Annotated in this window: 20 protein-coding genes; 18 read left to right on the top strand and 2 right to left on the bottom strand. The window is 39.4% G+C overall.

Going from position 1 to position 23271, the window contains the following annotated elements; all coding sequences use genetic code 11:
* Positions 1-557: 557 nt before the first annotated feature.
* The 14 genes from ACFPYN_RS00015 (at position 558) to ACFPYN_RS00080 (ending at position 17095) form a co-directional block, all read left to right on the top strand.
* Positions 558-1511, top strand: a complete 954-nt coding sequence (locus ACFPYN_RS00015) for a N(5)-(carboxyethyl)ornithine synthase (protein WP_377732619.1) — start codon at positions 558-560, stop codon at positions 1509-1511.
* A 669-nt stretch (positions 1512-2180) separates the two neighbouring features.
* The gene (locus tag ACFPYN_RS00020; RefSeq protein ID WP_377731815.1) at positions 2181-2465 is read left to right on the top strand and encodes a hypothetical protein; all 285 of its coding nucleotides are present in this window, start codon (positions 2181-2183) and stop codon (positions 2463-2465) included.
* A 20-nt stretch (positions 2466-2485) separates the two neighbouring features.
* A complete protein-coding gene (locus ACFPYN_RS00025) occupies positions 2486-3019 on the top strand; it encodes a GNAT family N-acetyltransferase (protein ID WP_377731816.1) in 534 nt (177 codons plus the stop codon).
* A gap of 93 nt (positions 3020-3112) precedes the next feature.
* Positions 3113-3586 (top strand): hypothetical protein, encoded by a 474-nt coding sequence (locus tag ACFPYN_RS00030; RefSeq protein WP_377731817.1) that lies wholly within the window; start codon positions 3113-3115, stop codon positions 3584-3586.
* A 51-nt stretch (positions 3587-3637) separates the two neighbouring features.
* The gene (locus tag ACFPYN_RS00035; protein WP_377731818.1) at positions 3638-4636 is read left to right on the top strand and encodes a macro domain-containing protein; all 999 of its coding nucleotides are present in this window, start codon (positions 3638-3640) and stop codon (positions 4634-4636) included.
* A 94-nt stretch (positions 4637-4730) separates the two neighbouring features.
* Entirely contained in the window at positions 4731-5375 is a 645-nt protein-coding gene (locus ACFPYN_RS00040; protein WP_377731819.1) for a vWA domain-containing protein, read from the top strand.
* A gap of 242 nt (positions 5376-5617) precedes the next feature.
* The gene (locus tag ACFPYN_RS00045) at positions 5618-7438 is read left to right on the top strand and encodes a tetratricopeptide repeat protein (RefSeq protein ID WP_377731820.1); all 1821 of its coding nucleotides are present in this window, start codon (positions 5618-5620) and stop codon (positions 7436-7438) included.
* A gap of 657 nt (positions 7439-8095) precedes the next feature.
* Entirely contained in the window at positions 8096-8740 is a 645-nt protein-coding gene (locus ACFPYN_RS00050) for a LytTR family transcriptional regulator DNA-binding domain-containing protein (RefSeq protein ID WP_377731821.1), read from the top strand.
* A 124-nt stretch (positions 8741-8864) separates the two neighbouring features.
* Positions 8865-10379, top strand: coding sequence for an acetyl-CoA hydrolase/transferase family protein (locus tag ACFPYN_RS00055; protein ID WP_377731822.1), 1515 nt, complete (start codon positions 8865-8867; stop codon positions 10377-10379).
* A gap of 509 nt (positions 10380-10888) precedes the next feature.
* Entirely contained in the window at positions 10889-12457 is a 1569-nt protein-coding gene (locus tag ACFPYN_RS00060) for an S-layer homology domain-containing protein (protein WP_377731823.1), read from the top strand.
* Positions 12458-12813: 356 nt separating this feature from the next.
* The gene (gene argC, locus ACFPYN_RS00065; protein ID WP_377731824.1) at positions 12814-13851 is read left to right on the top strand and encodes an N-acetyl-gamma-glutamyl-phosphate reductase; all 1038 of its coding nucleotides are present in this window, start codon (positions 12814-12816) and stop codon (positions 13849-13851) included.
* Positions 13852-13863: 12 nt separating this feature from the next.
* Positions 13864-15096, top strand: coding sequence for a bifunctional ornithine acetyltransferase/N-acetylglutamate synthase (gene argJ / locus ACFPYN_RS00070; RefSeq protein ID WP_377731825.1), 1233 nt, complete (start codon positions 13864-13866; stop codon positions 15094-15096).
* A gap of 15 nt (positions 15097-15111) precedes the next feature.
* On the top strand, positions 15112-15909 hold the full coding sequence (gene argB / locus ACFPYN_RS00075; RefSeq protein ID WP_377731826.1) for an acetylglutamate kinase: 798 nt from the start codon (positions 15112-15114) through the stop codon (positions 15907-15909).
* Positions 15902-17095, top strand: a complete 1194-nt coding sequence (locus ACFPYN_RS00080) for an aspartate aminotransferase family protein (protein ID WP_377731827.1) — start codon at positions 15902-15904, stop codon at positions 17093-17095. The genes argB and ACFPYN_RS00080 overlap by 8 nt, the downstream gene beginning before the upstream one ends.
* A gap of 215 nt (positions 17096-17310) precedes the next feature.
* Here the strand turns inward: ACFPYN_RS00080 and ACFPYN_RS00085 are convergent, their stop codons facing one another.
* On the bottom strand, positions 17311-18381 hold the full coding sequence (locus tag ACFPYN_RS00085) for an S-layer homology domain-containing protein (protein ID WP_377731828.1): 1071 nt from the start codon (positions 18379-18381) through the stop codon (positions 17311-17313).
* Between the two features lie 249 nt (positions 18382-18630).
* Between ACFPYN_RS00085 and ACFPYN_RS00090 the strand changes: the two genes are divergently transcribed.
* The 4 genes from ACFPYN_RS00090 to ACFPYN_RS00105 are packed head-to-tail and all read left to right on the top strand — an operon-like array spanning position 18631 to position 21890.
* Positions 18631-19197 carry a PTS sugar transporter subunit IIA gene (locus tag ACFPYN_RS00090; RefSeq protein ID WP_377731829.1) on the top strand — a complete coding sequence of 189 codons (567 nt, stop codon included), beginning with the start codon at positions 18631-18633 and terminating at the stop codon, positions 19195-19197.
* 59 nt (positions 19198-19256) lie between these two features.
* Positions 19257-20426, top strand: a complete 1170-nt coding sequence (nagA, locus tag ACFPYN_RS00095; RefSeq protein ID WP_377731830.1) for an N-acetylglucosamine-6-phosphate deacetylase — start codon at positions 19257-19259, stop codon at positions 20424-20426.
* The gene (nagB, locus tag ACFPYN_RS00100; protein WP_377731831.1) at positions 20423-21178 is read left to right on the top strand and encodes a glucosamine-6-phosphate deaminase; all 756 of its coding nucleotides are present in this window, start codon (positions 20423-20425) and stop codon (positions 21176-21178) included. The genes nagA and nagB overlap by 4 nt, the downstream gene beginning before the upstream one ends.
* Positions 21168-21890 carry a GntR family transcriptional regulator gene (locus tag ACFPYN_RS00105; RefSeq protein WP_377731832.1) on the top strand — a complete coding sequence of 241 codons (723 nt, stop codon included), beginning with the start codon at positions 21168-21170 and terminating at the stop codon, positions 21888-21890. The genes nagB and ACFPYN_RS00105 overlap by 11 nt, the downstream gene beginning before the upstream one ends.
* Before the next feature lie 486 nt (positions 21891-22376).
* On the opposite strand, the gene ACFPYN_RS00110 is transcribed toward ACFPYN_RS00105, so the two are convergent.
* A complete protein-coding gene (locus ACFPYN_RS00110) occupies positions 22377-23237 on the bottom strand; it encodes a MurR/RpiR family transcriptional regulator (RefSeq protein WP_377731833.1) in 861 nt (286 codons plus the stop codon).
* Positions 23238-23271: the final 34 nt, after the last annotated feature.

Here is a 23271-nt window from a genome sequence, read left to right on the forward strand (position 1 = left end):
TCTTTTCTAACCAAACTTGTTCTTTTTCTTTTCTTTTCAAATAAAATCCCCCCAGAAAATCAAATCTGGGAGGAGTATCTCATGAATCTTCTTCTATTAGAATGTGTGCACTATTTGACGCTCACTGTTGTCCACTCAATATGATTTATTGTCCATTCAACTTGGGATTTCGTCCACTCGCGTGTTCTTTCTGTCCATTCGCTTGGAGACGGACACCATTCCTTCTGAGGAAGACACTAATTCCACTGACCAGAGTTGGATTTGAGTGGCATATTGTCATTTTTGGAGTAGGGCTAGTTTTCTCTATTATTATTCAAAAACATGCCAGAAATTGGCGGAGTTTGTTCGATTTCGTTTAGCGGTTACGCTAGTCTGCATACATAATCCGCCTATTCTATGCGGTATATGGTAAGATAAAGAGTAGTCTGAATTTAGAGAACTAGATTCTGTTATATGAAACTACATCTATTAATTTTTTCCGCTGGTCCGATTACTTCTATATAGATATAAAAATATTACTACCTGGAGGTTCTACTATTTACACAATTGGATTTGTCATAAGCCATAAGAACAATGAGAAAAGAAGAGCGATACTACCAAAAGACTTACCGAAAATAAAAGCGGTTGCACAATTATACTTTGAAGAAGGATATGGTACTGATTTAGGCTATTCTGATGAAGAATATAAAAATCATGGCGTTCATATCGTTTCTAGAGATCGTGTATTAGAATGTGACGCAATTGTCGATGTTAAATTAGGCGATGCTGATTATTTTGATAAGTTGCCACCTGGTAAACTGTTGATCGGCTGGGCACATGCAGTTCAGGACATTAAATTCACAGATGCAGTACTAGCAGGAAATCATACAGTAATTGCTTGGGAAGAAATGTTTGATGGCGGAAGATATATCTTCTATCGCAATAGAGAAATAGCTGGGGAAGCTGCTATTATCCAAGCATATCAATACTGTGGCAAGATGCCGTATGAAACCAAAGTTGCGATTCTAGGGAATGGCCATACTGCAAAAGGCGCTCTACGAATTCTCCACGGATTAGGCGCAGATGTTGACGTTTACGGTAGAAAATTGGAATCTCTATTCAGAAAAAATATGAATGACTATGATGTTCTAGTTAACTGTGTCATGTGGGATACTAGCAGAACAGATAGAATCATCTATAAAGAAGATTTGAAAAATCTGAAAAAAGGCGCGATGATCGTAGATGTAAGTTGTGATCCTAATTTAGAAATTGAGACTTCACGTCCTTCAAGCATCGACGATCCAGTCTATACGGTTGACGGAGTTGTCCATTACACGGTGGATAATACGCCTGCCATGTTCCCTCATACCGTTACAAAAGTTTTGAGCGAAGAGTTTTGTGGAATGGTAGATATGCTCTCTGAAGGCACTTGGTCGGATATGGTTCGTAACGCAATTGTCATCGATAAAGGTCATATTCTTGATAAGCATATTACAGAATTCAGAGAAGCTAGAGGCTTGTTAGTTAAATAATAAATCGCAAACCTATAGAAAGGAGCAATGTGAGATTTAATCACTTTGCTCCTTTTTTTCATTAATTTCTATTAAAAATCAAGAAATTTTTAAAACGAAATCACTATTTACTAGTAATAAAGTTGTCTTTTTAATTAACTTCGGGTCAAATGGTTTAAGTTTATGGGAGATGAGGTAAATAGAAAGAAATAGATGTAAAAAAAGAAGGAGGACGTTTCACCTATGAAACTTATTCTTCATGAAATCAGACGATTAGAACAAGATTATTACAACTGCGATATTTCTTTTATAAAAGAACTGATACTGAGTGATATCAGACTTTTAATTAAAGCAGTATATATTATTGAAGAACCAATATAAACTTACATTTACTTTTTAATAGAGAGTTAAGAAATTATCCAAGAATGACATACAGAGGTGCACCTAAGTTTTGAGGTGTTTTCTGTATGTCATTTTTGTTGCGTCTATAGGTAACTAACCGGGAATCTAGCAGCGTTCGAAAGCTTCATTTCGGACGCTATTTGTATGTAATGGACTAGAATATTTATCCATTTCACAAGAAGGTTTTAGCAAAAGTATTTAATTTAGCTGAATTCCTACATATATTTACAGAATAGATTAAACTGAAGAGAGATGATTGTGTATATGCTTTAAAGGAGAGAAAATATAATGCAGATTAATATTCATATTATCATGGGGTTAAACGAAGATTCACTTGGAACAGCGAGCTATTTACAACGATGTAATGAAGTGGTTTATATTTTTGATAGATCCATCGAAGGAGTACAAAAGCTCCAAGATTTCACTCATGTCGATCAACAATTTATCGATTCGATTGATCACACTTTATTCAAAGTATTTGTTTATGATCCGCCGTATAAAAAAGGACAACTTCTTCGAGCAAAAAAATCGTTTATGACGGAGAAGAAGGTACTTGGTGAAGATGAGCAATAAATAATAAAGGAATGAAGTATATGAATATACAGTATGAAGTGATAACGGATGAAAAGATTGAATGCTGTAGGGATATGTGCAATGAACTCATGGCCTTTCAAAAGTCGAAATCACACATAAAACCGGAACTGTTTGACAACATGAACTTTGACACACGGATGATTCCTTCCATAAAAAACGCACTAAATAATTATACTGTGGTCGTTAAAGATGATGAAGAAATAGTAGGTTATGTATATTCAAATATCTCACCAAAAGAAACCTATTCAAGTGATTTTGCCACTTTTTTTGACATGTCTTCCGTTAGCAAAAATAATGTCGGTTGTTTATCTCAATTTTATATTAAAGAAGACTACAGACAATATGGGATTGGTTCGAAGCTTTTCACTATGTCGATGGAGTGGTTGGAGCAATTTGAAGATGTAGATGATTATTTTATCTTTGTCTCAAATGGCAATGACAGCGCCTTGGAATTCTATAAACGTAAAGGTTTTTTAGAAAGCCATGACATATTGGATGGGTTTATTACTGTTTTACGGAACAAAAACCAATGACGGTGAAGAAGTTAGTACTATTTAAGATAAGTGTACATATCATGTTTCAGATTGTAATTACTTAAAAAATAGAAATTACAGAGGAGAAACATAATGAATTTGTTTTCAAAAATCCCCAATATTGCGGAGTCATTAAATCTTGATAAATTACACATGACGAAACATGGGCTTGAAGTTCGTTTAAAAGAAGAGCAGTTAGAAAGTTGGATGGTTGAGAAAATGCCATCGAATATGAAAGGTTTTACAGTTCAATTTTCAGACGACGACACATTGAAAATTAAAGGACAAATATCTAAATTAGGCATACCGGTCAAGTTTAGCATGACTCTGAAACCCGAGGCAGTTAACGGTCGTGTTGCAACTTTTCAAATTGTTGAGTTCAAACCACTGAACGCAGAGAAGTTGAAGCAGAAAGTATTAAACCGTCCTCCTTATCTTCAATATGCTGCGAATCTAGTGCATATTGATCTAAACGGACACCCAACTTTAAAGAAGGTTCCTATTGGTTCGATTAAGAGCATAACGATTGAAGAAGGCGAAATGAATATTGGATTGTCGATCAAATAAAATCTAGTATCCCATTGGTATAACATAGTTTCATAGAAGGAGCCCCTAATCATGCCTTTAGAAATCGTCAGAAACGACATAACAAAAATGGATGTAGATGCAATCGTCAATGCGGCAAACTCAGAACTTCATATGGGTGGAGGTGTTTGCGGGGCGATTTTCAGAGCCGCTGGAGCACTTGAGTTGCAGGAGGCATGCAATGAAATTGGTCATTGCGAAGTTGGAGAGTCTGTTTGGACAGATGGCTTCCAGTTACAGGCGAAAACCATTATCCATACAGTTGGTCCAATTTGGCGAGGTGGTAGCCATGACGAGGAAAAGCTTCTTCATTCCTGTTATGTACATTCGTTGGAAACAGCTACATCTCTTAACTGTGAGTCAATAGCGTTCCCACTCATTTCGTCTGGCGTTTATGGGTATCCGAAAGAGCAGGCCTTGCAAGTAGCGATTTCTGCCATCCATGAATTTTTAATGGACCATGAGATGTTGGTTTACCTGGTTGTTTTTGATAAACAATCATTCGGCTTCAGTGAAAAACTATTCAATTCCATTCATCAGTATATCGACGAGAATTATGTCGAAGAACATAACTTGAATTACTCGCGAAACCGGGCGGAGCTTCAACAAGAGATACAATCTCAGTATCATTTCGAGGAAGAGTCGTTACATGAAATAAAGAGAAAAAGTTTAGTGGATGTATTGGGACAGATTGATGAATCCTTTTCAGAGAGACTGTTTTACTATATTGATGAAAAAGGGATGACGGATGTAGCAACCTATAAAAAAGCGAATCTTGATCGCCGCCTTTTTTCAAAAATCCGCAATTCACCCGATTACACACCGCTGAAAAAAACAGCTATCGCTTTTGCCATTGCTTTGGAATTGGATTTGGATGAAACGAAGGATTTACTGGAGAAGGCTGGCTATACTTTGTCACAAAGCAGTAAATTTGATGTCATCATTCAGTACTTCATTAAAGAAGAGAACTACAATATTTATGAAATAAACGAAGCGTTGTTTGCTTTTGACCAGTTGTTGCTCGGAGCTTAATTGTCGCTTTAGAAGCGACCTTTTTGTTTTAGAAAAAGCTTATTCTTAAGTTGTAAAGGGTAGTTATCCTAGAAAACTTAAGGAGGAAAATAAAATGAATTCGAAAAGTACTGAGTTGGTTTTTATTCTAGATAAAAGCGGTTCTATGGCAGGGCTTGAGAGCGATACAATTGGTGGATTCAATGCCTTGATCACTAAGCAGAAAAAAGAACAGGGTGATGCGCGGGTCACGACGGTCCTGTTCAATCATGACTATGAGTTGCTGCATGACCGGATTTCAATTAAAGGTATCGCGCCGATTACGGATAAGGAATACGAAGTGAGTGGCACAACTGCCTTACTTGATGCGATCGGTTCGACCATCCAAAAGATCGGCAATGCTCAAAAAAGAACAAGTGAAGAAGAACGTGCAGGAAAAGTCATGTTTATCATCACCACAGATGGACATGAAAACGCCAGCTATGAATACGATTACAAAAAAATAAAGTCGATGATTGCGCATCAGAAAGACACTTACAACTGGGAGTTTGTGTTTTTAGGGGCTAACATTGATGCAGTGTCCACAGCAGAAAAATTCGGAATCGATGAAGACTTCGCAGTAAAATACCATGCCGACACTGAAGGCACCCAACTCAATTATAAAGTGTTGAATGAAACCGTCGGTTCTTTCCGGATGGGCAATAAACTGGATCGCTCGTGGAAAGCAGATATTGAAGCAGATTTTGAGCAGCGGAAGTAATGTTAGGCATAGTGGGAAGAAACAACCTTTAGTAAGATGAAATTCAACCAAGAGAGTATCGAAGTGTCACTTTGATACTCTTTTTCATTCTTTAATTTCAGTACTATTAGAGTGCGTCATTGACCCAGTAGACTTTCTGGAACTCTCAGATCAAAGAAGTTCCCCTGTTCCAACCATTTGTCCAAATACATTCAAACATGGTACGCTTTTACTAGGATGTTAATGGAAGCAGGTGAAGTGCTTTGGTAGGACGTAATGACCCTTGTACTTGCGGGAGCGGGAAGAAATACAAAAAATGTTGTGGCAAGAACAATGTTGTCGAATTGTCATCAGTTATCAATGGAGAACTTGCACGAATTTCGAATGGCTTTATAGAAAATGGACTAAGTCCTCGTGAATATGGGGAATTGGATATACGCACACGTCAGTGGCATTCGGAACTTAGAGACCTCTTTGAAGAAGAATTAATCGACGTATTAGCACTGGATAGCTATTATTATTTGGATCGAAATGAATTATGGACAAACTATTTAAAAAAACAAATTTCGAAACATCCACGGAAACAAGTCATTGACGTGCTAACGTCATGGCAACAACCGTTTCTTTTGTTCGGTCAAATAACACAAGAGTTAGAGACTGAGCTCATCGTAAAAGATGACCTGAAGGATATCACGTATTCAATTCCTGGAAAAATAACGGAGTCTCATATTGGAGAATGGATGCTAGGAATCGTCCTGCCTGATGCACGACATGGAGATTTTGGCCTTGCCGGAACAGACGGCATCATTTTCATTCCAGACGATTCCACAGGTTTAGTTGGCCAAATTCGTGCCATCATGAAATCACCTGATATGGATGTATTGAATATTTATCGACTGTTTGTTCAAATGGAACACGTATTTGACCTTACTCCTTTTCAACAACAAGTGGTGGACTTGACTCAGCAATATTTGGCAGACCATAGTTACGAGGAACAGATTGTGCTACCTATGCTATCGGCATTTTTGTTGAAAAACGAAGTCAAAGCGAAGAAACCAAGTGCAGTAGCGGCAGGTATGATTCAAGTTGCGCATGATTTTCAACTAATCGGTTCTAGTTATTCCACATTAAAAGAAGTCGGCGAATACTTCAATGTGTCGAGTGCTACCGTCTCTAAGTACCGAGAACAAGTGGGAGATTTTATGATGGCCACCATGGCTCAGGTAAACAAGGAAGACTCTGAACAACAATCGTTCCAGGTACTATCAACTGATATGGGGGCTGACCCACGGGCTACGGAAAGATTTATGTGGGAAATGGTCATGCGGTCTAAACAGCAGTCTTTTGATACGATTGAAACCTTAAATGCGCATATGAAAGAAAAAATGGATGAAGAATACGAACCTATAAATGAAGATGAGCAAGCACAGTTACTTTGCTATAAAGCGTATGAAGCTGAAACTGAAGAATTACGTATACAACTTACTAATGAAGCGGCAGCCATTCAACCTAATAATGCGGACGTGCACCTGTTATTGGCACAACAGTGTACAAATAAAGTAGAGCAAGAAAATCATTACTTGAAAGGAATCATTGCCTCCCTCAAAATGGCTGAGCTTTCTATCGAACAAGCATGGCAAAATGTCCTAAACCGACCCTATTTACGGGCTCTTTTTAGCTATGGAGCATGGCTTATGACAGAAAAAAGACATAAAGAAGCCGTGGAGAACTTTCATCATATCCTTGAGGTAAATTCAGATGATCATCAGGGCGTTCGCTGGTTGATGGCGGCTGCTTATGTAGATTTAGGATTATCTGTAGAAGCGGAACGAGTTTTGAACGAAATGGATTCAGACGATCATCAAGCTATTTTTTATTATATTGAAAGGGCTATTGATCGAAGTGAATCAGATTTAGCGAGTAACAGTGCCGACTCGAAATATGGAGAAAACTTAAATAAACATGTAAATGCTATGTTAGCAGAAGGAAAGCACCCTGGAGCATTTCCAAGAACACTTAACCTTCAATCTGGAAGTAAGGATGAAGCCAAACTGATTTATTGGTTGCTGAGTGAATTACTCTAGTTGTTTGTCATCGATAGATTTGAATTTAACGATGGACAACATTGCAGCGAAGTTGAGAAAATAGAATAATAATGTAAAAGTAGTGACCGAATATGCATTTTCGGTCGCTTTTTTAATTTAGAATGGATGTATTTACTATAGTACTATTTCTATAAATGGTTAATTTATTATATTTATCCCCCGATACACATTTCGTTTAGAGAGATAAGATAAACATTTGGTAAAGTCATTATTAATAAAAGTATTTAAAATCGATTTTTATTCTTCGGTTACGGATGGGTTAAAAAAATGCGAATGAAGGTGTCACCCACAGAAAAGGATTTTGGCTACAGCCAAAATCAGTAATAAAGGTTTTGAACTTCTTCTATATTTCATTGTAAATCGTGCCATTGCGTCCTTGTTAACGTCATAGAGGCATAGTTCAATTTGATGTGTATATCGTAAATAGACAGCAGTTTATTGTTACTAGAGAGAGCAGTATATCGTGACTAGTGAGAAAGATATCGTGACTAGTGAAATAAATATTGATAACTAATCAAAGTCACCACAAATTCGCCCAATATAGCTGACACTCTAGGCAAGCTTATCCTTTCCATCCCTTTGTCCGTTATAATAGAAGAAAGAGATTGTTTGTTACGGAAGAGGTGCTTTTGTTAGATGAAGGAATTTCAAGATTATGAAATGCTTGATGTGATTGGGGAGTTGTTTTCGGATGAAATCTCGATCGCTCTATCAGACGATGAACGATATGTGTATTACCGTCCAAGCGTCCGAGTGGATTTGAAAATAAAGGCGGGCGATTTGGTGAAATCAGGATCACTTGCTCACAAGGCGTTAAGCTCTGGACATAAGGTATCTGACTTCATCAACCGTGATGTATTTGCTGTTCCTTACCATGGCATGGCCATTCCTTTTCACCGGGATGGGAAAATCGTTGGCAGTGTGACAGCCATTTATCCTTCATTCACGGAAGGTAAGTCTGTGGTAATGGTGAAAACTCAAGACGGCTGGATGCCTGTACCCTTTACTGACGTGAAGTATTTGGAAGTGCGTGGGAAGAAAACGCATGTTGAGGCTAATGGGGTTTCGGGTTCACATCGTAATTCTCTTCAGTCTTTTGAATATGTATTGCCGCGAGAGTTGTTCGTTCGCTGCCATCGATCGTTTATCGTCAATGTGCACCATATACGTGAAGTCTTTCCAGATACGCATTCAACTCTTTTGCTGTTGATGAGTGACGGCACTAAAATTCCTGTGAGTCAATCGTACGCTAGTTATTTCCGGAAATTGCTTGATTTCTAATAGACTGTTTCAGCTAGGGGTTTACCTGTTTCAGCGGGTAAATCCCTGTTCTGTTCCTTGAAACGCTCATTACCATCTATTTTTGTTAGAATTATTAAAAAGTTATGAAATAGAGGTTGAGCGCATGGAAACAAAAATGAAACGAATCAAGCATCCGAAGTTAAAAAGTCTCGTTGTAACGCCAGAGGAAGCAGCGTCGTGGATTAATGACGGAATGACACTTGGTTTAAGCGGCTTCACAAAAGCGGGCGATGCGAAAGCGGTTCCTTTTGCGCTAATCAAGCGTGCCGAAACTGAAACATTTAAAGTAAATATTTATACAGGAGCCTCTCTTGGGTCAGATGTCGACACAGCGTTTGCTGAAGCGGGTATTGTCGGAAAACGACTGCCATTCCAAGCAGATCCAGTGATGCGTAGCAAAATAAATAATGGCGATATGCTGTTTGTTGACCAACATTTGTCCCATACAGCGGAACTTATTCGTGCTGAAGTAATTGGTCCGATTGACTTCGCTATATTGGAAGCGGTTTCAATATCTGAAGATGGCTTTATTATTCCAACGACTTCAGTTGGGAATTCAGCAATTTTCGCGGAACATGCCAAGCACATCATAGTGGAAATAAACATGGCGCAGCCAGAAATCCTTGAAGGTCTACATGATATTTATGATACTGGCAAGCAAGGTGAACGCCAACCTATCCCATTAACGAAACCAGACGATCGTATTGGGACAACAGGAATAAAAGTTGATCCTGCAAAAATTAAAGGCATCGTGTTTACTAACCAATTGGACTCACCGTCTACAATTGTGGCTCCAGACGCTGAAACTAAACAAATGGCTGACCATTTATTAGACTTTCTTCGTTTGGAAATTCGTCAAGGGAGACTGACTGAAAAGCTAGCTCCACTACAATCAGGAATTGGCTCAGTTGCTAATGCCGTGCTACACGGAATGGTTGATTCGGAATTCACGGATCTCGATATTTACTCGGAAGTGTTACAGGATTCAGTATTCGACTTGATTGATGCTGGAAAAGTAAGGTCTGCTTCATGTTGTTCCATTACATTGTCAGAGGATAAGATGGACCAGGTGTTCGGTAATTTTGAGAAATATCGTGACAAAATTATTATGCGTCCTCAAGAAATTTCCAATCACCCTGAAATTATACGTCGCCTCGGATTGATTTCTATTAATACGGCACTTGAGTTCGACATCTATGGAAATGTTAACTCCACTCACGTGTCAGGGACCAACATGATGAACGGCATCGGTGGCTCCGGCGACTTTGCTCGGAACGCACGTCTTGCGATTTTTGTCACAAAATCAATTGCAAAAGGTGGTAAGATTTCAAGTGTCGTGCCGTTTGTATCACATGTTGACCATACGGAACACGACGTTGACATCGTTGTCACTGAGCAAGGTTATGCCGATCTTCGCGGCTTAGCTCCACGAGAACGAGTACCGTTAATTATTGAAAACTGTGTGCACCCGACCTATCGAGCACAGATGTGGGAATATTACACGGAAGCGTTGGGACGTGGCGGGCAGACCCCCCACGTACTAGAAAAAGCTTTCCTTTGGCACACGAACCTTAAGCAACAAGGGACGATGCTGCAGGAAGTGGGACAATTAGTATAAAATTTAACACATCCAATCATTTTGATTGGATGTGTTTTTTATTGTGGATATCGTGAGTAGTTAGGGATATATCGTGAGTAGTGAGCAGGATATCGTGACTACACAAAATCAGCACAATTGAACATGCTTGAAATGGTGACATTTGGCCAGCCAAATGTCACGTTGCTGTGGTGAGCAGTTGAGCAAGAAGCGCGGGGGTTTATCGTGAGTAGTGAGAATTATATCGTGACTAGACTGCACGATATCGTGAGTAGTCATCACTATATCGTGACTACACAAAATCAGCACAATTGAACGTGCTTGAAATGGTGACATTTGGTCAGCCAAATGTCACGTTGCTGTGGTGAGTAGTTGAGTAAAAACGCTGCCAAAGTAAAGGTTTGAACATCATAGTTTATTTGTGTCGAAAATTGACATAAATATTACTAAAAATAGGCTAATGGATACAAGAAAATGAAATAAATTTTACCTATAATTAATTGAGTTTAAGAGAGAGGGAGTTTGTTTCAGTGAACAAGTTAATAAAATTAGTAATGGCTTTGATCGTAAGTTTATCTATAGTGTCACTTCCTACAGGGAAGGCACAAGCAGCGGGTTTTCCTGATGTTACAAGTTTTAAAAAGGAAATAGATTATTTAACCGAACAAAAAGTAATAAGTGGATTTAAAGATGGGACATTTCGTCCGTCAGTTAAACTTACGCGTGCGCAAGCAGTTGTCATGATTATGCGTGCAATTGGCATGCCTGAAACGCCAGTGGAAAACCCAGGATTTTTAGATGTAAGCACAACAACATTTGGCTATAAAGAAATTGCCTATGCAGTTAGCTTAGGTATCATTAATGGGAAAAGCCCAGAGCAATTCGATCCTGCAGGAAACATAACGCGAGCAGAAATGGCAACAATTCTAGTAAATGCCTTTGAAATGGGCGGTTTATTTCCACCAGGATTCAAAGATGTTTCAACTAAGTCATGGGCATACCCATACATCTCGTCATTAGCTGCAAACAATATTACAGTTGGCTATGATGATCAAACTTTCCGCCCCAAAAATCCGATTGACCGTGCACAATTCTCAGCATTTTTAGCACGTATTCTTAATCCTGAATTCCAACCTTCATCTCCGCTGGTAAAAGATTCTCTTGTTGATATGACAGCAGAAGCAAATATCGTTGATGTTGTGAAGAATCCGGATAAGCCTATTATTTACTTTATTGATGCGCTATCAAATTCTCTTGTTATGTTGAATTTAGAAACATACGAAGAACAGTTTGTTGACCTTAAATATCCTGCTGAAAAACTTATCATCAAAAACGGCAAGATTTTTGTCACGCAACTCCTTCAAGGAAGAAGTTCATATAACTTTATCGACATGCAAAAAGGACTTATTAATGTCTATGATGCGAATGATCTTACTTTATTAAAAGAAGTGAACGTGAATATCGATCCTTATGACATTGCTGTCGATGATTCAGAAACTCTAATCATTTCTTCGGGTTCTGGTCAACATACAGAAGTCCAAACATACAACTGGAAAACGTCTGAAGAATTATCATCTGCCTTTATTAATGATCGTAAGTTGATTGAATTGTCACCTACCATCAATAAAGTATACTCGGTAGATACTCACCACTATACGGGGAAAATAGAGTCATACACGTTGCTTGATGGGAAAATCACGAAGGACGTGATGGAACCTCGCTTCTTTGGAAATGAATTACGAGGATATATTCAATTTACTCCAGACGGCAAGTATATCTTCAATGGAAATGGAACCATATATACATCAAGTAGCCAGAAATCAAGTGATTTGTCGCCACTTGGACAATTAGCAACTCCGTTCTCAACCATAACTTTCGATTTGGCTGGCAATGGAATGTTCTTGGCTGATCGTTCAAATGAAATTATTGCCTACGACTATGAATTACTAGAACCGGTTTATTCAATGGAGACATATGGGAAAATTGATCACCTCTTCTACGTAGAAGAGACAGGTGAACTATATGCCTTCACTAAATTAAAAATGAATAACTCAGCCATAGAATATACTGCGTTAGAACGTATTTATTTAGGCGAATAAATAAAAAGTGCCCTTGCTTCCTAATGACTCACGTCATCGAGGCGGCAAGGGCTTTTTTGATCAATGGCCGTTCTTTCTAATGGCGATATCGTGACTTGGCAGCAGTATTTCGAGACTAGACAAGGATATATCGTGAATTGTGGGCTGGATATCGGACTAATAAGAGTTATATCGTGACTAGCCAGCAATATATCGTGACTAAACATATTTCTTTATCACAAAAAGCGAATGCCCTTAACGGCATATCGCTTTTTTATATTCCTACTGTGAAAAAAACTTTTTCTGCCATTGAATATAAATTCGTTTATGTGTATAATAATGAACATTAGAATTTATTGGAAATGGGAGTTGGTGAATTGAAAGCTACTATAGTAGGTGCTACAGGGTATGGTGGTTTAGAACTCATGCGAATACTAAATAATCATCCTTACATAAATATTCATTCTGTCGTATCGAACTCTTATGCCGGGAAAGACGTAAAAGATGTTTATCCTCATTTGTCAGGTGCGAACTTGCCTGTTCTCGCAGCGATGAATATGGAGAATTTAGAGGACGGAGCAGACATCGTCTTTTTCGCAACACCTTCTGGAGTCAGTAAGGAATATATTCCGCAACTTATTGAAAAAGGAATCAAGTGCATTGATTTGTCGGGAGATTTCCGGCTTACATCACCAGCTGTATATGAGCAATGGTATATGCATCCTTCCGCTTCACAAGACTATTTGAATAAAGCCGTGTATGGACTGAGTGAAATGAATGAAAAGGTAATCGAAGGAGCACAGTTGATTGCAAATCCAGGCTGTTTTCCGACGGCATCTTTGCTAGCGATGATCCCAATAGTTAAGACAGGCTGGATCGACGAGAACTCCATCATCATTGATGGCAAGACAGGGGTGTCTGGAGCTGGTCGAGGAGTATCACTCGGTACTCATTTTTCCGAAACGAATGAAAATGTAAAAGCATATAAGCTTGGCAAGCATCAGCATATTCCAGAAATGGAGCAGGTGCTGTCTGACATCGTCAGCAAACCTATTCAATTAACATTTAGCTCACATCTGGTACCCATGACGCGGGGAATCCTATGTACGATTTATATGAAATTAACTGAAACGGTAACGCTGGAGATGGTCGTTTCGATGTATAAAGAATTTTATCGAAATCGTCCGTTTGTGCGAATCCGAACTGACGGGACTTACCCATCGACGAAGGAAGTGTATGGTTCCAACTACTGTGATATTGGGTTCGCGCTAGATGTTCGAACGAATCAATTAATCATCGTTTCTGTGATTGACAATGTAATGAAAGGTGCGGCGGGTCAAGCTGTGCAAAATGTGAACATCATGATGGGCTGGACGGAAACAACCGGATTAGAGTTATCACCACTTTATCCATAAGGAGGCAAAACAATGGAGCAGACGCTTATTCATAAAAATCTTAAACTGAAAACAATAGAAGAGGGATCCATTTCATCGCCAATGGGATTCAAAGCAGGGGGTCTGCATTGCGGACTCAGAAGAAAAGCACTGGATCTAGGCTGGATTTACTCGGAAGTACCTGCAATTACCGCAGGCGTTTACACGACCAATTTATTCCAGGCTGCCCCTTTGACTGTGACAAAAGAAAGCATTGCGGTTGAACATAAAATTCAGGCCATCCTTGTGAATTCTGGTAATGCCAACGCATGCACCGGAGAGGAAGGAATGAAAAATGCTCTTGAAATGAGAGACCACTTTTCTTTATCACTCGGAATTCCACAACATTATGTTGCGGTCACTTCAACAGGTGTGATTGGCCAACAATTACCAATCGACAAAATCCATAACGGGATTAAGGAAATAGACGTAACGAACAGCCAAGAGGGTCATTTTGAGCAAGCCATTTTAACAACCGATACTACGGTAAAACATCTCGCTGTTAGCTTAGAAATTGACGGGAAAAAGGTGGTGATTGGTGGAGCTGCAAAAGGGTCTGGCATGATTCACCCAAATATGGCGACGATGCTTGGTTTTGTTACGACTGACGCAGCAATTGCACCGGATGCTTTACAGACAGCTTTGAAAGAAATCACGAATCAAAGCTTTAACATGATTACCGTAGATGGCGATACGAGTACGAATGACATGGTGTTGATTTTAGCGAATGGTCTGGCAGAGAATTATGAATTATCCCCAGCTCATCCACAATGGAATGTTTTCATTTCAGCCTTGAAAATGGTCTGTGAGGAACTTGCCAAAAAAATCGCGCGTGACGGAGAAGGAGCCACAAAGCTAATCGAGGTTGAGGTTACGGGTGCTCTTGAAAAAGAAACGGCAGAAGTGATCAGTAAGACGATCGTTGGCTCAAGTCTAGTGAAAACAGCAATCTTCGGAACAGACGCGAACTGGGGAAGAATCATTTGCGCAGTCGGTTATAGCGGGAAAATGATTGATCCATTAAAAGTTACGGTTAAAATTGGTCCAATAACAGTAGTTGAAAACGGCTTACCTCAAGATTTTAGCGAAGAACTAGCAAAACAGTATCTTCAAAACGAGCATATTAACATTATGGTCGATTTACAAGAGGGAGATGAAAGCGCAATTGCATGGGGCTGCGATTTAACGTATGACTATGTTCGAATTAATGCATCGTATCGAACTTAAAAAGGAGGCATTCAAATGGAATATCTAGTCATAAAGTGTGGTGGGAGCGTGATCGATGAGGTTCCCGCATCCTTTTATCAAGAGTTGTGTGACATACGAGCCTCTGGGAAGTACATGCCGATTATCGTCCACGGTGGTGGCAAATTAATTACCAGTCTGCTTGATCAATTAAAAATTCCTACTGTTTTTGTGGAGGGGTTGAGGGTGACTACAGATGAAATGTTGGATGTGATTGAAATGGCACTTAGTGGATACATGAATAAATCAATCACTCGTAGGATTTTACAGGCCGGCGGGCAAGCGGTTGGAGTCAGTGGGATAGATGGCTGGCTATTAGAAGCACAACAGGCCGATGTAAATCTAGGTTTTGTGGGAAATGTGAAATCAGTAAATGACACATGGCTCAAACAGCTATGCGACTTGAACTATATCCCAGTAGTATCGCCACTTGGAATGGACGAAAGTTGGCAAAGATACAATATCAATGCCGATACAGCTGCGGCCGCCATTGCAGGAAAGTTAAAATGTCCATTGGTATTAATGAGTGACATCCCTGGTATTTACGAAGAAATAAACGGTGAAAAACAAACCATACCCACGTTAACCACCGTCGAGCTTGATGTCCTCATCGACAACGGGTCAATCACTGGCGGAATGATTCCGAAAGTGAACGCTGTGAAGGATGCCCTTAATAAAGACGTGAAGGAAGTCGTCATCATGGACGGTCGACAAAAGAATGGATTAACCCTTTATTGTAATGAAGAAGTCATTGGTACCAAACTATACATAAAAGAGGAGCTGCTCCATGTCTAATCAAATGAATGTTACGGTTGATCAAACTTCGGTGATGAAAACATATGCTAGATTTCCGGTCACGATGGTGAAAGGGAAGGGCAGTTATATATGGGATGATAAAGAAGACAAATACTTGGATTTTACCTCTGGAATCGCTACTTGTAATTTAGGTCATGTTCCAGATTATGTACATGAAAAGGTGCAGGAACAGCTGTCATTATTGTGGCATTGCTCAAACCTCTATCATATCCCTTCTCAGGAAAAACTCGCCCAGCTGTTAATAGAAAACAGCTTTGACGGACAGGTTTTTTTCTGCAACAGCGGAACAGAAGCCAATGAAGCTTTGATTAAATTAGCACGTAAGCATGCAGAAATGAGCGGCAAAGATAGCCGGAAAATCATTACCTTTAAGCAATCCTTTCATGGGCGAACGCTAGCTGCCTTATCTGCAACTGGCCAAGAAAAACTGCAACAAGGTTTTGCTCCTTTAGTAGAGGGCTTTCAGCATCTGGAATTTAACAGCTTTGAAGCATTAAAAGAGTTGGAAAATATGGATGCGTGCGGAGTATTGCTAGAACTCGTCCAAGGAGAAGGCGGGGTCATTCCGGCAAATAAGGAATGGGTATTGAAGCTTGCGGAATTATGTAAGAAGAACGATTTATTATTAATGCTCGATGAAATACAGACGGGCATGGGCAGAACGGGCACATTATTTGCGTATCAACAATATAATATTGTCCCCGATATAGTGTCACTTGCAAAAGGACTTGGCTCTGGCTTTCCGATTGGCGCACTGATCGCGTCAAATGAAGTGGCTAAAGCTTTTGAACCTGGAAGTCACGGTAGCACATTTGGCGGAAATCCTTTAGCAACCAGCGCTGGACTTGCCACTGTCCAATATTTAGTCGAAAATGAAATCCCCAAAGATGCTCAACAACTTGGCATCTATTTATTCGGGAAATTGGAAGACTTACAAAAAGAATATCCTCAAATTAAAGAAGTCCGAGGTTTGGGCTTATTACTAGGCGTCGTTTTCGAAGGAAGTGCACTTGATGTAGTTAAACAGTTACTGGCTGAAAAGGTGCTGACACTCACAGCCGGAAAACATGTCTTGCGCATCCTGCCACCATTAACTGCTTCGATTGAAGAAGTGGATTTATTTGTTAAAACGTTGGGAGATATACTGGCAAGTGGAAATAATTAACTATATAGGGAGAACGGAGGAGCAAGTGACGATGTCACTCGCTCCTCTTTTTCTTATATGTAGGGTGTCACCCACAGAAAGTCATAATCAGCTATTGTTGTAAAGTTCTTCGGTCGCTAGTTCTATGTATAGGGAAAGAAGTTATTTCTTGCGTTTCAAAAAAAGGAAATAAAAAATAAAGACTCCGGTGCAATACCCGAAGTCTTTGTAATTAATTAAAAGGAAGGTGTGAGCATAATTGTCCAGCCTTCCGACCCATCTATATACTGACCAAATTCAATGCTAATTTGATACTGTTCCGCGTTCAGTAGGTTTGGTGAAAAGGAAAAAACTGATGAATCAAAGGCTTCATCCAAAGGACCTAGCGCAGCAAATGCATCAATTGGAACAGCTAATTTTTCACCAAATAATTGCTCGTATAGTATAGAATCTGTTGTGGAATAATTACCAATTGGAATAAATTGGGTTCCTATACGGTTTATGAGTGTGGCCATCTCTTCTAGCCGATTGTTTATGGTTAACTTATGGACGCCATTCTCGGTACGGTAATCATTGATTTTTTGTAGTAGTAGTTGTTCTTGTTCATCCCCTTGTTGCTCAGTGAGCCAGACAGTTTTAGGTCTTGGCATTTCTAAATAATCCTCGGGTATGAATTGTAAATTGTATTTATTAAAATCCCTGTCTAATGTACGTGCATAGAGCCCGGCGAATTCCTGGCGTGTGATGGCTGAATAGGGCTTGAAAGTTTTGTTAGGATATCCCACTGTTATCCCAGCGTTGGCTAATGCACTAATATTTTTTTGGTTCGACATGGTAGCAGGTACATCTTTGAAATTATAATCGATTCGATAAAGCGGAATGTCGTAGGCTTTAGTCAAAATGATCGCCATTTCACCTCTTGTCAAATTTCCATTTGCATCGAAGTAGCGCGATCCATCTTTAGCAATTTTACCTTGGATAACACCCATATCAACTAATTTTGCTACATATGAATAATAAGCATGCCCTTTTTTCATATCAGTAAATCCGGGATCAGGGTCATTCCCAAGTATGACGCGAAGCTCGCGAATCAACATAATAACGGTTTGAAGGCGAGTAACGGGTTCATCTACACCAAATGTTCCGTTAGTTAAGCCTTGGATAATATCCCGAGATGACAAATACGAGATTTCATCTTTAAAAGCTGAACCAACGTCCGGGAAGGTTTCTGCGGCATTTACTGACAAGGGGAGACTAAGCGATAGCGCCAAGGCGGATGCGACAACTGTCTTTTTCCAGTTTTTCATGGTAAACCTCCATTTTCTTATCGTTATTGGAATAGATAAAATTATAACACATATTCCATTAAAACCATTATTACCCAATCATTTTATTGAGGAAGGATGTTATTGCCAAAGAAAGGAAGATTTCGTGATTATTCAAGTCAGCATATTTAAAGTGCATCTTCATTTATTTAATCATTAAATTGGTATAGACAACTATACCAATGTTAGCTATAGTGAAAGTAACAATAAGAAAATAGGAGTGAATGGAAGATGTTTAACTTTTTAAAGAAAAAGGGGCAGTCTGCTCAAGATGACACGCTTCAAACAGCGAACAAAAATGGCGAGTCAGATGTAGTGCAAAAATCAATTATGACGATGGAACTTTTACAAACAGATTTTGCTATGCCGATTGACGGGAAAATCATTCCTCTTTCTGAAGTTCCGGACGAAGTGTTTGCACAAGGCATGATGGGTCAAGGTTTTGCAATTGTGCCATCAGGAAATACGCTTTATTCTCCGATTGCCGGACAAATCGTCAGCATTTTCCCAACAAAGCATGCGATTGGACTAGTAACGAATACGGGCCTCGAAATATTGATTCATGTCGGTGTGGATACGGTGAAACTAAAAGGACAAGGCTTTGACTTGCTTGCTGAAGATGGTCAGTTCATTAAACGTGGAGATGCATTATTGAAAATCGATTTGGCTTATATTGATGGGAATGCTCCTTCCTCGATTATCCCAATTATCTTCACAAACTTAACTACCCAAAAGGTGAATTTATTAAAAAATGGAGTTCAACAAAGTGGAGAGACTGGCATTTTGAATATCCAATAATCAAAAGAATCATACTAGGTTTATTTCAATTCGCGCTAATCGCTAAGGAGTGAAACGTTATGAGTAAAACAATGATGCTTTCAAATTTCACAATTGCTGATTCAACGAAAGACAGTTTCGTCGGAGACATTTATGTAGAAGATGGCAAAATTATAGAAGTTGCAGCTTCTCTAGATAGATTGGCAGATATTCACCTTCAAGATGAAGGTAGAAAGTGGTTTGTCGTTCCTGGATATATTGAGATGCACATTCATGGTGCAGCAGGTTTCGATACAATGGATGCGACGCAGCAAGCTCTAGATGGCTTAGCAAGCGCACTTCCTTGTGAAGGGACGACTAGTTTTTTGGCAACGACAATGACACAATCGGAAAGTGCGATTTCAAAAGCTTTGGTTAATGCAAGTCTGTTTCAAGCGAAAGACAATCAAGCAGAAATGCTAGGCGTTCACTTGGAAGGTCCTTTCATTTCTCCAGATCGAGCTGGCGCACAACCAATCGAACATATTCGTAAACCCTCTACTTCTCTTTTTGAGCAATGGCAAGAACAAAGTGGAAACCGTATTAAACTTGTCACCATTGCTCCTGAAACAGAGGGAGGACTAGCCTTTATCGAAGAATTAAGTAAATGTGGAGTTCTCGTATCAATCGGTCATTCGAATGCAACAGCGGAAATCGTCAGTAAAGCGGTTGAAGCGGGTGCTCGCCATGTCACACATTTATACAATCAAATGAGTCCCTTTCATCATAGAGAACCTGGTGTAGTGGGATCCAGTTTGTTAGAAGATAACTTGAGTGTTGAATTGATTGCCGATTTCATTCATAGTCATCCGAAGGCACTTGAACTTGCGTTTCGTCAAAAAAAAGCACAACGGGTTATCTTAATCACAGATGCAATGCGTGCGAAAGGGCTCCAACCAGGCACCTACGATTTAGGTGGGCAAGATGTCCATGTGAATCATAACGAAGCGCGCCTTGGTGATGGAACGCTCGCCGGAAGTGTACTGACAATGGAAAATGCAACGAAAAATATGAAATCCGCAACGGGTTGTACACTATCGGAACTGGTGGCCATGACATCGACAAACGCGGCAAAAAAACTTGGACTTTCAAATAAAGGAAGAATCGAAGCTGGAAAAGACGCGGATTTCACCATCATTGATGAAAACTGGAATGTCCAAATGACCATTTGCAGAGGCACGATAGCTTATATAAGGGAAGAAAACATATGAAAGTGATTTTAGTTAGTAATTACTCTGAGATGAGTGAAAAAGCCGCACGAATAATAGAAGAACAAATCAATAAAAACGATCATTCTATACTTGGATTTGCAACGGGTTCGACACCACTTGGGCTCTACGGGAATTTAATTGAAGGTCACAAAAAGCACGGAGTTTCCTACAAAAATGTACAATCCTTCAATTTGGATGAATATCTTGGTCTGGATAAAAATCATCCAGGAAGTTACCATACCTTTATGTATGAGAACTTATTTAAAGACATAGACATCTCGATGGAGCACATCCAAATCCCACATAGTTCGTCCCTTTCAATGGAACAAGAATGCAAACGTTACGACCAAGTAATTGATCGCATCGGCCCAATCGATCTGCAAATACTAGGAATTGGATCGAATGGTCATATCGGATTTAATGAACCAGGGTCAAATCCAAACAGTACAACCCATGTCGTCGAACTTGCAGCATCTACACGAAATGACAATACTCATTTTTTCGGTTCGCTTGAAGAAGTACCGACCCATGCCATCACAATGGGAATTAAATCGATTTTAAAAAGCAAACGAATTCTTCTATTAGCATCTGGCAAGCGCAAAGCGGAAGCTGTTAAGCGTTTGTTGAGTGGAGATATTAGCGAAATGTTTCCAGCATCGCATCTGTGGAATCATCATGATGTGACACTGATTGTCGACCAAGAAGCATACAAATTGGTAAACCAGAAAGGCTGTGAAGAAGTTGATCGATAAACAATCCACAGTACCGATGTATGTCCAAATCGAAGAACATTTAAAGCTTCGAATTCTCCAAGGTGAATTTTCAGTTGGAATAGCCATCCCTTCCGAACGTGAGTTAACGGAAATGTTTGGTGTTAGTCGCATGACGGTACGCCAGTCAATCACGAATATGGTGAATACTGGTCTACTTTATCGGGAAAAAGGACGTGGGACATTTGTAGCTTCGTCGAAAGTTGAACAGCCGCTCAGTGGACTGACGAGCTTTACAGAAGACATGCTTTCTCGAGGAATGATACCGAGCAATATCCTAGTTGGTTTTGACAAAATAATTCCCGAGCTTGATGTAGCAAACAAGCTACAGTTAAGTGAAGGGGAAAAGGTTTTTCTTGTTAAACGAATTCGCTATGCTGACGATAAACCAATGGCTATTGAAAAGACATATCTTCCTGTGAAGCTAGTTCCAACACTAGATAAAGATGCGTTAAATGGATCACTTTACGCATTTATCGAAAAGGATGAACAAATGACGATTAGTCATGCCATGCAGCGAATGGAAGCAGCCTTAGTAAATGAAGAAGATGCAGAATTTCTTCAAATTGATGTACCTTCCGCTATCATGATCATCGAACGGATTAGTTATTTAACAAACGATGTGCCGTTTGAAATTGTTCACAGTTCTTACCGAGCAGATCGTTATCAATTCCTTAGCGAAATTCAGAGATAGTTTGATGGAAAAAAGGTGAGAAAGACGGGGCTGTCACAAGGGCAGTTCCCTTTTTTACACCAAAATTCCCATTAGAAAACCCGCCAAGCGACGCGAGTGGGGAAGTTCAAAAACTTTTCTTTGCTAAACATCACGAGTAAAGACTAGATTACGGCTTTTGGCCGACGCCAAAAGCCATTTCTATTAGTGACATCCTTCGTTCTTAATTCCATAATATAACTATTACAACTAAAGTCGTGATTTTTACAACTAAAGCTCTCAAAATTACAACTAAATGCTCAATAATTACAACTAACCTAGCAAAATTTACAACTAACCATAAAAAAGTGAGAAATATCCTCTATATTGCCTGTAAATTTTGTCTGCATTCGATCAAAATCATTGCTTCATACCATAAATCATGATAACAGGGAGCTAAGTGACATGGTCACTTAACTCCCTACGCATTTTAGCGCAACTTACGATAAAGAAAAGTAAAGACACAGACTAATTTTTCAAATGTTGAACGACTTGATGTGTATCAATAATACGTTCATAAACTTCTTGTCCGCGTTTAGAGCATAAGCCTACAAATAACGCATCAATAATCGCCAGTTGTGCAATACGTGCGGTCATTGTGCCGATGCGAATATTATGTTCTTCTTCAGACATGGTTAACACCAGGTCAGCCAGTCTGCGAGCAGGGGATGGACCATTTTGAGTCAGCAAAATACAGCAAACATTTCTCTCCTTGGCAATGGATAACATATCGACTACTTCTTTAGTTTTCCCTGAGGTGGACACAACAAAGATTACATCTTTTTTAGTCGCATTAGCGGTCATAACCATTTGTAAATGACTATCATCTGAACGAAAGACATTGACGTTAATGCGAAGTAATTTTTGAGCAAAATCACGGACGACAACAGCTGAACCACCAACACCGTATACATAGACACGTTCTGCCTTGTGAAGTTGGTCGATTGATTCAGATAGCGTTTTTATAGAAATCATTTTTTCTGTATTTTGGAGAGCTTGAATGGAATTAAAGATGACTTTCTGCATAATAAGTTTCGGATCGTCGTCAAGTTGAAAGGGAGAATCCACTATTTCCGGAGTCCCCACACCTTTTGTGTGAAGCTCTTTAGCAAGTTCAAGTTTCATTACCTTAAAACTTTGGATACCGATGCGTTTACAAAAACGCATAATTGCTGCTTCGCTACTTTGACAAGCACTAGCAAGTTTTTTTGTCGACATCTCCATAACTTGGGCAGGGTTTTCCAAAACATAATTCGCGACCTTTTTCTCGGCGTGTGTGAATTGTTCCAAGTTACGCTCTATTTGTTTTAGAACTGAAAAAATAGACATCGCTTCCTCCTAAATGAACGTGATCAATTCTATT

The sequence above is a fragment of the Paenisporosarcina macmurdoensis genome (assembly GCF_042658845.1).
Lineage (GTDB): Bacteria > Bacillota > Bacilli > Bacillales_A > Planococcaceae > Paenisporosarcina > Paenisporosarcina macmurdoensis.